We start from the raw sequence: 12650 nt of genomic DNA, 5'->3' as shown, positions 1-12650 counted from the left end.
TCTGCCCACCATCGATCTGCCGGACGGTTTCTCTTGGCTGAGTTCATCTACACCATGCGCAAGACGCGCAAGGCGCACGGCGACAAGGTGATTCTCGATGACGTCTACCTGAACTTCCTGCCAGGCGCCAAGATCGGTGTGGTCGGCCCCAACGGCGCCGGTAAGTCCACCGTTCTCAAGATCATGGCCGGGCTGGAGCAGCCGTCCAACGGCGACGCCTTCCTCTCGCCCGGTTACAGCGTCGGCATCCTCATGCAGGAGCCCAAGCTGGACGAGTCGAAGACCGTGCTGGAGAACGTCCAGGACGGCGCGGCCGAGGTCATGGCCAAGCTCAAGCGCTTCAACGAGGTCGCCGAGCTGATGGCGACCGACTACACCGACGCGCTCATGGACGAGATGGGCAAGCTCCAGGAGGACCTGGACCACGCCAACGCGTGGGACCTCGACGGTCAGCTGGAGCAGGCCATGGACGCCCTGGGCTGCCCGCCCGGCGACTGGCCGGTCACCAACCTCTCCGGTGGCGAGAAGCGCCGCGTGGCGCTCTGCAAGCTGCTGATCGAGGCCCCGGACCTGCTCCTCCTCGACGAGCCCACCAACCACCTCGACGCCGAGTCGGTGAACTGGCTGGAGCAGCACCTCTCGAAGTACGCGGGCGCCGTGGTGGCCGTGACCCACGACCGCTACTTCCTGAACAACGTCGCCGAGTGGATCCTCGAACTCGACCGCGGCCGCGCCCACCCCTACGAGGGAAACTACTCCACCTACCTGGAGAAGAAGGCCGCGCGCCTCAAGGTCGAGGGCCGCAAGGACGAGAAGCGCCAGAAGCGCCTCAAGGAAGAGCTGGAGTGGGTGCGGTCCAACGCCAAGGGGCGTCAGACCAAGTCCAAGGCCCGTCTCGCCCGCTACGAGGAGATGGCGGCCGAAGCGGACAAGATGCGCAAGCTCGACTTCGAGGAGATCCAGATCCCGCCGGGCCCGCGTCTGGGCTCGATCGTGGTCGAGGTCAACAACCTCTCGAAGGCGTTCGGCGACAAGGTCCTCATCGACGACCTGTCCTTCACGCTGCCGCGCAACGGCATCGTCGGCGTCATCGGCCCGAACGGTGCCGGCAAGACCACGCTCTTCAAGATGATCCAGGGCCTGGAGACTGCGGACTCCGGCTCCATCAAGGTCGGCGAGACCGTCAAGATCTCGTACGTGGACCAGAGCCGCGCCAACATCGACCCCAAGAAGACCCTCTGGGCGGTCGTGTCGGACGAGCTGGACTACATCAACGTCGGCCAGGTCGAGATGCCGTCCCGCGCGTACGTCAGCGCCTTCGGCTTCAAGGGCCCGGACCAGCAGAAGCCGGCCGGTGTGCTGTCCGGTGGTGAGCGCAACCGCCTGAACCTGGCGCTGACCCTCAAGGAGGGCGGCAACCTGCTCCTCCTCGACGAGCCCACCAACGACCTCGACGTCGAGACCCTGTCCTCGCTCGAGAACGCGCTGCTGGAGTTCCCCGGTGCGGCCGTGGTCATCTCCCACGACCGCTGGTTCCTCGACCGGGTCGCCACCCACATCCTCGCCTACGAGGGCGAGTCCAAGTGGTACTGGTTCGAGGGCAACTTCGAGTCGTACGAGAAGAACAAGATCGAGCGTCTCGGCCCGGACGCGGCCCGTCCGCACCGTGCCACCTACAAGAAGCTCACCCGAGGCTGAGGTCCGAGACCATGGCCAGACACCACTACCGGTGCCCGCTGCGCTGGGCGGACATGGATGCCTTCGGGCACGTCAACAACGTCGTCTTCCTCCGCTACCTGGAGGAGGCGCGCATCGACTTCATGTTCCGCCTGGCGCCGGGGGAGGGCAGCGAGTCGTTCACGGGCGGCTCCGTCGTCGCCCGGCACGAGATCGACTACAAGCTGCCCCTCGTGCACCGTCACGAGCCGGTCCTCATCGAGAGCTGGGTGACCCGGATCGGCGCCGCGTCCCTGACCATCCGCTACGAGGTCAAGGACGAGGCGACCGAGGACGCACCGGAGACGGTCTACGTGCGCGCCGAAACCGTGGTCGTGCCGTTCAACCTCGCCGAGGGGCGGCCCCGCCGCATCACGGCCGAGGAGAGGCGCTTCCTGGAGGAGTACCTCGACGAGCCCGTGCCGGCAGGCGCCCCGAAGCACCGTGAAGGGCGCATCGCGGCATGAACGGGCAGTTGCGCTTCGCCGATTCCGGGGAGGCGGCGGACCTCGCCGCCTTCCTGGGCCGGCTGGTGCACTACGACCGCGCCGCCGTCGTCCGCCTGCAGGCCCGGGCGGAGGGCGGCGCGCTCGCCGTCTTCGGGCGGCCGCCGTCCTTCGACGTCCTGGCCATCCGTACGGTGCGGCTCGCCGCGCCCGTCGGGCGGCCGCTGGACCTGACGGTCTCCGCTGGTGAACTGCTGGAGTCCGTGGACGAGGGCGCTGCCTGCGCCGTCGTCCCGAGGCCGGTCACCGGGCCGCCGTGGGCCGGTGTGCTGCCGCCCCAGGGCGGGTGGGAGCAGGTGCCCGGGCTGCCGGGCGCCGAGGCGATGCGGGCCGCCGTGGCCGGTGCCGTGGCGGAGTTCCGCTCCCGTGACGAGGCTCTGCCCCCGCAGCACCGGACCCGGTCCGAACGCGACCGGATCGGTCGGGACATCTGGTCCCGCACCCTCGGTGACAGCGAGCTGCCGCTGCGCGCCGTCCACGCCGCGCAGTCCCTCGGCTTCCTGCGGCCGGTCCGCACCACCGTCCCGGCCCAGGCGGCGGTCCCCGGGCGCCCCGAGCCGGTGGCGCTGTTCACCTCCGGCGGCTGGCTGCGGCTGCGCACCCCGTACGGGTCCGTCGCCCTGCGGCGCCCCGGGCGGAGCGGGGGGCTCGGCGCCCTGCTGGTCCGGCCGGTCTGAGCCGTCCCCTCAGCCCGCCGCGCAGACCTCGCACCGTGCCGGTCACACTCGGCCGGTCATCCCGCGCCGGTCTGACCGCGCCCTCTCACCGCTTCGACACGCGGAGCCCCGTCGCTCCGAGCGCGTCGGTCAGGCCGTGTTGATCATCGAGGCGGCCGCGTAGGTCAGGTACCGCCACAGCTGCGCCTCGTGCTCCGGCGCCAGCCCCAGCTCGTCCACCGCGACCCGCATGTGGCCCAGCCACGCGTCGTGCGCGGCCGCGTCCACCCGGAACGGCGCGTGCCGCATGCGCAGGCGCGGATGCCCGCGGTTCTCGCTGTACGTGGACGGGCCGCCCCAGTACTGCATCAGGAACAGCGCGAACCGCTCCTCGGCCGGACCGAGGTCGCCCTCCGGGTACATCGGGCGCAGCAGCGGGTCTTCGGCGACGCCCTGGTAGAAGCGGTGGACGAGCCGGCGGAAGGTGGCCTCGCCGCCCACCAGCTCGTAGAAGGTCTGCTCCTGGACCGTGCCCTGCGGATTGTCATTCACCCGACCATCGTCTCAGACACCCGGACGGAGGACCGGGGTCCTAGGACTCCGCCGTCCGGTACCGGCCGGTGCCCGTGGCCGACGACCACCACTCGCCTTCGCCGCCGACCGGCAGGACAGTGGAGGCATGCAAGGACACACCACAGGACGGGACGTGCGCGAGCTCGCGCACGCCGCCCAGGTGCGGGAGCTGACGGCCGCCGGGGTCCTGCAGGACCCGCACTGGCGGGCGGCCTTCTCGGCGGTGCCCCGCCACGTCTTCGTGCCGTACTTCTGGACCGGCCGCGGCGCCGGGCACGAGCGGCTGTGGGGCGAGGACCCGGACCCCGAGCGGCGGGCCCGCTGGCTGCGCGGGGTGTACACGGACACGCCCCTCGCGACCCGGCTGCGCGACGGCGAGCTGCTGTCCTCCAGCAGCCAGCCCTCCCTGATGGCCAAGATGCTGGAGTCGCTCGACGTGCGGGACGGGGACGACGTACTGGAGATCGGCACGGGCACCGGTTACAACGCGGCGCTGCTCTGCCACCGGCTCGGCGACGAGCACGTCACCACCGTGGACCTCGACGACGAGATCACCCAGTCCGCCCGGGCCCACCTGGCCAAGCTCGGCTACCGGCCGACCGTGGTCACCGGCGACGGGGCGCGCGGCTGTCCCTCCCGCGCCCCCTTCGACCGGATCCTGGTGACCTGCACCCTCCCGCTGATCCCGCCGGCCTGGCTCGTCCAGTGCCGGCCCGGGGCGCGCATCCTGGCGCCCCTGTCGACGGGCCTGATCGCGCTCACCGTCCGCGACGCCGACTTCGCAGAAGGCCGCTTCCTGCACACCCCGGCCTACTTCGTCCCCCTGCGCGGGGCCACCGCGGCGGAGCCCCCCTCCGCGGCCGCGCAGGAGGCGCTCCCGTACGAGCTGGTGGAGAACGAGCGCTTCCAGTTCATGCTGATCCTCAGCGGGGGCGCGCTGCACCCCCGGGAGGGGCTGGACCTGTGGCGCCGGGAAGGCCGCCCGGGCCGGGAGCGGTTCGGCGTCACGGTCACCCCGCAGGGCCAGTGGTCCTGGCTGGACGACCCCCAGGGCCCGTACGTCTGGCCGCTGGGGGAAGCCGCCTCGGTCTGAGTCCCGCGGGACTCAGCCGCGCCGGACGGTGATCGTCGTCCAGGCGCCCACGTGGACGCGGTCCCCATCGGCGAGGGGGATGGGGACGTAGGGCTGGATCGCCTCCTCGCCCCCGTTGATGGTGGTGCCGTTGGTGGAGTTCTGGTCCACCACCGCCCAGCTGCCGTCGGGCTGCTGGACGAGCACGGCGTGCTGGTGGGAGACGCCCGGGTCCTCCGGGGGCACCGACAGGTCGATGTCGGGGGACTCGCCCGTGGAGGCACGGCGGCGGCCGATGGTGACCTGGCCGCCGGAGAGCGGGAGGTGCTGCTCGGGGGAGTAGGCGGGGAGGTTGAGCCCGGCCGCCTCCGGGCCGCTGCGCTGCATCATCGCCATGAAGTACGAACGGTCCGGGCCGATCGTCGCGCTCCAGGACCCGCCGCCCTGCGACGGGAAGGACGGCTGCTGGGGCTGTTGCTGCGGCTGCTGGTGCTGCGGCGGCGCGTACTCCTGCTGGGGCTGCTGGTACTCCTGCGGAGCCTGGTGCTGATAGTGCTGCTGCTGCGGCGGAGCGTACTCCTGGCGCAGCGGCTGCTGCTCGTGCGCCGGCGGCGGGAGCAGCCAGTCGTCCTCGCGCTGGAGCGGCTCGGCCGGCCGGTTGACCCGCGACGGGCGCGAGCCCTGGTACTCGAAGTGGTCCTGGGAGAAGGTCGGCGGCGCCGGTACCGGCGGCGGGGGCACGGGCGCGCGGCCCGGGCCGGCCGGCGCGTCCGGGGCGAAGGAGGACGGCGTCGGCGTACGGGTCAGGAAGTTGAACCGGCACTCCTCGCAGAACGGCGCCATCGCCTCCCGCGGCGTGCGGCACTGCGGGCACAGCTCGGCCTGCGCGGTCGGCTCACCGGCCGTGGGAGGGTAGCCGTAGCCGTAGGAGGGCGCCGCGGGGGCGCTCGTAGCGGCAGCCATGCGGTGGCCGCAGACCTCGCACCAGTCGTCGGAGGCGGACCGGTGTCCGTTCGGGCAGGTCGGCATGGCGACGCTTCCCCCTTCTCCCTGCGTCATCGCGTCAGGTTCTTCTCAGGTCTTCTTCACTCGGACGGTCTGCGTCGAACGCGTTTCAAGGGTCATCTCGTCGGCATCGGCGACCTTCGCTTTCAGCCGCACAGTACCCGCCGCCGCATCCACGACATCCACCACCTTCGCCAGAAGTCCGGCAGTGCCGGCGTTCCCGGACGCGCTCGCCAGCTGCACGGCGCGCCCCAGCTTGGCGGTCGCGCCGTCGACATCGCCCAGTTTGCGCGCCTCCAGGCCCTGCTGGATAGCCTGCGCCAGCTCCGCCTGCCCCGTGTAGTGCGCCACCTGCGGACTGATGGCGGTGGAGGCGGCGAGGTCGTCCGTCCACACCGCCCGGACGAGCCCCTGGGCGAGCGTGACCGGCGGCTCGCCGGCGGCTCCGGGCGTCACCAGCATGGCCCGCGCGGCGAGCATCTCCTGGCCGACGGACGCTCCCGGCACCCTTACGCACACGTGGTACTCGCGGGACTCGTCGCCCCACGAACCGGTCGGGTAGTCGCCCGAGCGGGGTCCGGCCCCGGTCCGGCGGTCGGTGAGGTCCTGGACGGAGGGCGCGACCTGCTTGACGTACTGGACCTCCGCGCCGACCGGAGTCCACAGCCGCAGCGAGACGTCCGCCACCTCCTTGCCCATGACGTTCTCCATCATGCGCGTGAAGTCCTCGCTCAGGTGGGCGGGATCGGCCACGATGTCGGCGGAGCCGAGCAGCGCGCCCGCGATGTCCGTGACGTCCTTCACCTCCCAGTCGGTGCCGACGCCGCGCGCGTCGCAGGTGAACCGGCCCGCGCAGGTGTCGAGCGTGGCGCGCAGCACGGCGGGCTCCTCGTGCTCGTTGCGGCCGTCGGTGAGCAGAATCCCGTGCCGGATGGCCGCGGTCGACCCGTGCAGCAGGCCGTCGGCGAGGCGCAGCCAGGTGCCGATGGCGGTGCCTCCGCCGGCGCCGAGGCCGCGCAGCGCCTCCTTGGCCTGCGCGCGGGTGGCGGAGTCGGCGGTGGCGAGACGGCCCTGGCCGGGGTAGACCTCGCGGGCCACGTGGGTACCGGCGACCACCGCGAACGAGGTGCCGTCGCGCAGCGTGTCGATGGCGGCGGCGGTGGCCTCGCGGGCGCCGCGCATCTTGGCCGGCGGGTGGTCCATCGACCCCGAGCAGTCGAGCATGATCACGACGGCTGCGCCGCCGGGCGCGAGGGCGGCGGAACGGGCGACGGTGGCGCCGCCGGTGGAGGTCACCGTGACGATGGCGTGGACGTCGCGGCCGCCCTCGGGGAGGAACTCGTTCTGGTACACCTCCACGCTGAAGCGCGGGGCGCTCGGCTTGGCGAAGTTCGCCATCGGTGGGCTCCTAGGAGGTCGGTTCCGTTTCCGGTTCCGTTTCGGCGTGGACGGGGGGTCGCGGCGGGGCGGCGGCGAAGGGGACGACGGCCACGGTGATGTTGTCGTGGCCTCCCCCGTCGAGGGCGTGCCCCACCAGGACCTGCGCGCTGTGCAGGGGCCGGAACGCCGCGTCGGGGGGAAGGACCTCGGCCATCTCCCGCGCGGACTCGGCGTAGTTCCACAGGCCGTCCGTGCAGACGACGACGACACCCGGGTGGTCCGGCTTGAAGCTGGCGGTGTGCGGTTCGAGGTCGTACGCGTCGGCGCCGAGCCAGCCGGTGATGGCGTGGGCGCGGACGTCCGCGTACGCCTCGGCCTCGCCCATCAGCCCGGCCGCGACCATCTGGGCGGCCCAGGAGTCGTCCTCGGTGAGGCGGCGGGGCAGGGCGGCGCGGTCGTCGGGCACCCAGTAGGCGCGACTGTCGCCGACCCAGCCGATGGTGAGGACGCCGCCGCTGACGACGGCGCCGACGAGGGTGCAGGCGGGCGCGTTCTGGGCGCCGGGTACCTCCGGCGCGAGCGCGTTCACCGCGGCCGCGGCGGCGAGGATCGCCTCGTGCATGGCCTCCTGCGGGTGGGCGCCGCGGGGGAGGGCTTCGAGCAGGGCCTCGTTGGCGGCGCCGGCGGCCGCGGCGGAGGCCTCGTCGGGGCGGCTGGCGGAGGAGACGCCGTCGCAGACGATGGCCACGGTGGCGGCGGAGCCGTCGGGGAGGGCGGTGGCGGCCACCGCGAAGGAGTCCTCGTTGCGGTGGTGGCGCAGCCCGCGGTCGCTGACGGCGGCGACGCTCCCGAGCTCCTCTTCGAGGTGGTCCCGTTCGCGGGGCTGCGCGTGCCCGCAGTGCTCGCAGTACCCGTCGGTGTCCACCCGTCCGGCCCGGCAGGCGACGCAGGTCTTCCCGTCACCCGATCCGGCCCCGCCCTCCTGCGGTGTCCCCTGCGGGGTGCCGTGCGGGAACTCTTCGGCGGGGCCGGTTCCCTGCGGGGTGCCGTATGAGGGCTCTTCAGCGGGGCCCGACTGCCAGGGGCCGCCCTGACCGGACCCGGAGGCGGTACCACCGTCCGGTGTCCCCTGCGGGGTGGCGTACGGGGGTCCCTGGGCGGGGCCGGTTCCCTGCGGGGTGGCGTACGGGGGTTCCTGGGCGGGTCCGGTTCCCTGCGGGGCGGCGTACGGGGGTTCCTGGCCGGGGTTGGTTGTTTGCGGGGCGGCGTACGCGGCCTCCTGGGCGGGGTCCGCTTGCCAGGGGGCGGCGGCTCGGGCCGGGTCGGAGGGGGTGCCGGACCAGTCGCCGGCGTCGTCCACCAGGGTCGGGGCGGCGCTGGTCACGCTGCCCCACCCCGGAGCGGGCACCCCTGAGCCGTACCCGCCTGCGGGCGCGGCCTGTTCGGGGTCGTAGGGCCGGCCCCTGCCGGCGGCGGATGCCGGTACCGCCCGGGCGGCGTACTCCCCGGCGGACCCGTACTCGCTGCGCTCCTGATCGGCACCGTAGTGGCCGGGCCCGCCGGAGGCGGCATCCGTCCGGCCGGGCCCCCAGGGCGCCGAACCGCCGGGGTATCCGGCGGCGTTCGGGTCGCCCGGGCCGTAGCCGGCCGGGGAGCCGGCCCCGCCGGGGGCGGGGTGGCCGCTCGCGGCGGGGTGTGTTCCGGTGCCGGGGCGCTGGTCGGGGGTCGGGCCGGCCGGGGCGCCGGGGCCCCGAGGCGCGCCCGGGGCAGACGGGGGGACGGAGCGGTCCGGGGCGGACAACGCCGTCCCGCCGGGAGAGCCCGCGTCGGGGCCGACCGGGTGGCCGCAAACACCGCAGAAACGGTCAGCCTCTTCCAGGGGCTCCGCGCAGCCGGGGCAGCCCGACAGCCGATGCATCGACATCAATCACACCCACGTCCGGGGACGGAAACGGTTTGCCCGCTCCACCAGTTCGATCCTCTCCTCGCCCCGCTGCGCCAGCCGAGCGAGGACGCGGTACGAGCGCTCCAGGCCGAAGCGCAGCCCCCGCTCGTCCAGTTGACTGCCGAGCAGCGAGGTCCGGCCGGGGTCGGCACCCCGGCTACCCGACAGTACCCAGTCCAGGGCCGAGCCCAGAACCTCCACCGAAAGCCGTTCCCTGCGCACCGAGTCCAGCCCGAACCGCCCCAGCGCCTCCACCTGCGCGGCAGCCGCCACCAGGTCGGGCAGCAGCAGCTCTTCCGGGGACCGGTCGCGCAGGCGTGCCCGTACGGCCGCCACCCGGGCGGCGGTGTAGTGGATGGACACCTCCGGAACCGACTCCAGGGTCCGCACCGCCCCCGCCCGGTCGCCGGAGGCGAGCTGCACCCGCGCCAGCCCGAACGCCGCGCTCACGAAGCCGGGATCGGTGATCCAGACGAGCCGGTAGTACTCGGCGGCGTTGTCCAACTGCCCCAGGATCTCCGCGCACAGCCCCAGCGCGAGCTTCGGGGCCGGTTCGCCCGGGAAGGCGTCGTAGACGGCGTCGAAGGACAGGGCGGCTATCTCGTCGTCCCCGGTGGCCAGGGAGGCGATGCCGCGCGCCCACACCACCCGCCAGTCGTCGGGGTGCCGGACCTCCAGCTCGGCCAGCGCCGCCCCCGCCACCACGAGTTCGCCCAGCTCCAGCCGGGCCCGCAGCTCCCGCAGCCGCAGTTCGGCGGAGTCCGCCGGTGCCGAGCCCAGTGCCCCCAGGAGGTCGGCGGGGGCGGCCGTGAGCAGGCCGGCCAGGAACCCGGCGTTGGCGTCGGCCGCGTCCACCAGCGGGACCGGAAGCGCCAGCGCCGTATCCCGGGCGTCCAGCGCCGCGAGCCCGCCACGCAGAGCCGGGCCCGCCGGTACGGCACGGTTCACCGCCCCGCCCCGCCGCTGCGCCGGGACCAACGCCCCGGCCTCGGCGACGGTCCCCGCCTCGTCCGCGAACAACCGGGTGTCGGGGACCCGCAGTTCGGGCCCGAACAGCGTCGACAGCTGGGGGCGAGGCCGGCCCGTCTGGAGCGCGACGACCTCCCGCAGCACGCCCGTCAGCTGGTCGGCCATCTCCTGCGCGGACGCGAACCTGCGGCCGGGATCCGGATCCGTGGCCCGCACCAGCAGCCGGTAGAACGACTCGTACCGCCGGAACACCTCGATGTGCTCGGGGTCGGGCAGCGAATCCACGAAGACGTTCGTGTAGCCCTGGAAATCGAAGGTCAGCACCGCCAGGGTCCGCGCCACCGTGTACAGGTCCGACGCCACCGACGGGCCCAGCTCCGCGACCTCCGGCGCCTGGTAGCCCACGGTGCCGTAGATGGCCGACTCCTCGTCGTCCATCCGGCGCACCGCGCCCATGTCGATCAGCTTGAGCTGGTCCTGCTGCTGGATCGCGTTGTCGACCTTGAAGTCGCAGTACAGCAGGTTCCTGCTGTGCAGGTGACCGAGCGCCTCCAGCGCCTCGATGCCGTACGCGCACGCCTGCTCGACCGGTAGCGGGTCGCGCCGGCCGTCCGGCCGCCGCCGCCCGTTGGCGATCTCCTTGAGCGACTTGCCGCCGACGTACTCCATGACGATGTACCCGTCCAGCGAACCGGTCCGCTGGTCCAGGTGCTCCACGAAGTTGTAGATCCGCACGATGTTGGAGTGCTCGATCTCCGCGAGGAAGCGCCGCTCGGAGATCGCCGCCTCCATCGCGTCCTGGTCCCCGGTGTCCAGCAGACCCTTGAGCACCACCCAGCGGTCCGAGACCGCCTTGTCCACCGCCAGGTACACCCAGCCGAGGCCGCCGTGGGCCAGGCAGCCCGCCACCTCGTACTGCCCGCGCACCACGTCACCCGCGTTCAGCTTGGGCACGAAGGAGTACGGGTGCCCGCACTTGGTGCAGAACCCCTCCGTCCGGCCCGGCCGGTCGCCGCGCGCCCGACCCACCGGGGCCCCGCAGTCCGAGCGGGAGCAGAACCGCTTGCGTTCGGGGACCTCGGGGTTCTCCAGTACGGCCGCCGAGGGGTCCGGTCGCGGCACCTGCGGCACCTCGACCAGTCCGGCCCCCAGCCGGCCGCGCCCCGAGGACGAGCCGGCCGATCCCGAACTGCGCACCGAGACCGACCGACTGGAGGCCGTCCCGGGAAGCGAACGCGACAGCCGCCCCGACACCGAACGCCGTGACGAGGACGACCGCGAGGACCGCGCCGACCGGGAGGAGCGGGCCGACGCCGACGAAGAGCGCCCCGAGCCGCGGGAATCGCCGTGCCGCGCGGCGCTGGTCATGCCGGTGGGCGGCGACACCAGTTCCTCCGCACCCGCCGAGGCGGCGCCGATCGGCGCCAGCCCGCAGGTGTCGCAGTAGACCTCGCCGCCCCCCATGTCCTCGTACGACCCCGGGCAGCCGGGGCGCACGCACGCGGTTCCGATCAGGCTCATCCGTCTTCCCTTTCCGCCCCGCCCACGGCGGGGGGCATCTCCTGCGACGGCGACGGCGATGGCGGCTGCGGCGTCAGCGCCTCGGCCGTCGCCCGCTGGTAGCGCAGGACCGCCTGCTCGGCGGCCCGCAGGTCGCACGGCGCGCTCCACAGCATCCGCCGGGCCGTGTCGTAGCGCTCCATCAGCAGCGGGTCCTCGGCCAGGCCGTGGCGGGTGACCTTCGCCTTGTACGCGTCGAGCCGGCCCCGAAGCTCCGCCCGCACCGCGAGCGGCGCCGTGACCGCCGTCAGCGACTCGCGCGCGCGGCGCAGTTCGTCCTCGGCGCGTTCCTCCAGGGACTCCAGGAGCGGGGACAGCCGGTGCCACTGTGCCTGGCGCCGGTACTCCGCCGCCGCTGAGAGCTGCTCCTGCAACGCCGTCGGCGGACCGCTGACGGCCGGGACCTCCGACGCGGCGATCTTCGCCAGTACCTCGCCGCGCGCCGTCCGCGCTTCCGCGAGGGTCCGGTCGGCCCGCGACAGGACGTCCCGCACGGCCATCAGCCGCTGCTCGGCGTCCTGCCGTACCGCCAGCACCGCCTCGATCTCACGGCGTACGTCGTCCAGGGCGCGCGCGGCCCGGTCGTACCGGGTGGTGTCCGGACGGCCGCCGCCCGGGGCGGAACTCCCCGCCGTCCTGACCCAGAACGCGAGCGGGTCCGCGATCACCTGCTCCCGCAGCTGCGCCAGCTCGGCGGTGATGTCTTCGAGGTCGTCCCCCGAGGGGTGTTCACCGGGACGCACGCCGACGGAGCGCGCCAGCGAACGGGTCCGGTGCAGCTCGGCGGCGAGCAGGTCGATCCGCGCGGGCAGCACCGACCAGACCGCGTCGGCGGCCACGACCACGTCCAGGGAGGCCGCGTACAGCTCGTTCATCCGGAGCACCAGCTCCGCGAGGGAGAACCGCTCCGCGAGCCCGGCCCCCTCTGCCCCGGCCCCGGCGACCACCACACCGGGTCCCCGCAGCCGGTCGGTCAGCTCCACGAGGTCCTCGCGGTTCGGCCAGCGCCGCCGTTCGCGGATCTGCCGGGCCGCGGCCAAGGCGCCGCTGTAGGCGTCGAAGTACGTCCAGAGCCGGGTGATCGCCGCGTCGGCGGCCGCCCACCGCTCCTTGGTGGTCCCGGTCAGCGCGGCGCCCTCCAGCAGCCGCCGCCCGGCATGGTCCTGGAGCGCGAGCAGGGAGGTCTCCACGGCCTCGTGCTCCGCGCCCAGGCGGGTCAGCGCGCGGTCGACCTCGTCGCGGTCCATCACTGCCGATCCCGTCTGCGC

At 73.6% G+C, this 12650-nt stretch carries 10 protein-coding genes; 4 read left to right on the top strand and 6 right to left on the bottom strand.

The features are described from left to right. The first annotated feature begins 33 nt into the window (after nt 1-33). From ettA to ACIA6C_RS03685, 3 genes are read left to right on the top strand one after another with little or no spacing between them, the layout of a single operon-like run. Nucleotides 34-1698, top strand: coding sequence for an energy-dependent translational throttle protein EttA (ettA, locus tag ACIA6C_RS03695; RefSeq protein WP_361136827.1), 1665 nt, complete (start codon nt 34-36; stop codon nt 1696-1698). An 11-nt stretch (nt 1699-1709) separates the two neighbouring features. Continuing rightward, nucleotides 1710-2183 carry an acyl-CoA thioesterase gene (locus ACIA6C_RS03690; RefSeq protein ID WP_399272656.1) on the top strand — a complete coding sequence of 158 codons (474 nt, stop codon included), beginning with the start codon at nt 1710-1712 and terminating at the stop codon, nt 2181-2183. Continuing rightward, nucleotides 2180-2899 carry a hypothetical protein gene (locus ACIA6C_RS03685; RefSeq protein WP_399272654.1) on the top strand — a complete coding sequence of 240 codons (720 nt, stop codon included), beginning with the start codon at nt 2180-2182 and terminating at the stop codon, nt 2897-2899. Before ACIA6C_RS03690 ends, ACIA6C_RS03685 begins: the two co-directional genes overlap by 4 nt. Nucleotides 2900-3028: 129 nt before the next feature. Here ACIA6C_RS03685 and ACIA6C_RS03680 read toward each other — a convergent pair whose 3' ends face one another. Further along, on the bottom strand, nt 3029-3430 hold the full coding sequence (locus tag ACIA6C_RS03680; protein WP_361136833.1) for a globin: 402 nt from the start codon (nt 3428-3430) through the stop codon (nt 3029-3031). A 127-nt stretch (nt 3431-3557) separates the two neighbouring features. Here ACIA6C_RS03680 and ACIA6C_RS03675 point away from each other — a divergent pair, with 127 nt between their 5' ends. After that, nucleotides 3558-4544, top strand: a complete 987-nt coding sequence (locus tag ACIA6C_RS03675) for a methyltransferase domain-containing protein (RefSeq protein WP_399272652.1) — start codon at nt 3558-3560, stop codon at nt 4542-4544. A gap of 12 nt (nt 4545-4556) precedes the next feature. Here the strand turns inward: ACIA6C_RS03675 and ACIA6C_RS03670 are convergent, their stop codons facing one another. The 5 genes from ACIA6C_RS03670 to ACIA6C_RS03650 all read right to left on the bottom strand — a co-directional run bounded on the left by ACIA6C_RS03670 (nt 4557) and on the right by ACIA6C_RS03650 (nt 12629). Further along, entirely contained in the window at nt 4557-5582 is a 1026-nt protein-coding gene (locus ACIA6C_RS03670) for an FHA domain-containing protein (RefSeq protein ID WP_399272650.1), read from the bottom strand. A gap of 15 nt (nt 5583-5597) precedes the next feature. After that, nucleotides 5598-6926: a VWA domain-containing protein gene (locus tag ACIA6C_RS03665; RefSeq protein WP_399272648.1), complete on the bottom strand. Its 1329-nt coding sequence runs from the start codon at nt 6924-6926 to the stop codon at nt 5598-5600. 10 nt (nt 6927-6936) lie between these two features. Beyond that, complete coding sequence (locus tag ACIA6C_RS03660; RefSeq protein ID WP_399274455.1) at nt 6937-8316, bottom strand: protein phosphatase 2C domain-containing protein; 1380 nt, start codon at nt 8314-8316, stop codon at nt 6937-6939. A 519-nt stretch (nt 8317-8835) separates the two neighbouring features. After that, nucleotides 8836-11343: a tetratricopeptide repeat protein gene (locus ACIA6C_RS03655; RefSeq protein WP_399272645.1), complete on the bottom strand. Its 2508-nt coding sequence runs from the start codon at nt 11341-11343 to the stop codon at nt 8836-8838. Then, nucleotides 11340-12629, bottom strand: coding sequence for a hypothetical protein (locus tag ACIA6C_RS03650; RefSeq protein WP_399274453.1), 1290 nt, complete (start codon nt 12627-12629; stop codon nt 11340-11342). Before ACIA6C_RS03650 ends, ACIA6C_RS03655 begins: the two co-directional genes overlap by 4 nt. Between the last annotated feature and the right edge of the window lie 21 nt (nt 12630-12650).

Origin of the sequence: Streptomyces sp. NPDC051578 (assembly GCF_044454045.1) — a bacterium.
Classification (GTDB): Bacteria; Actinomycetota; Actinomycetes; order Streptomycetales; family Streptomycetaceae; genus Streptomyces.
The sequence above is the reverse complement of the archived record's forward strand: the minus strand, read 5'-3'. Positions and strand labels throughout refer to the sequence as shown.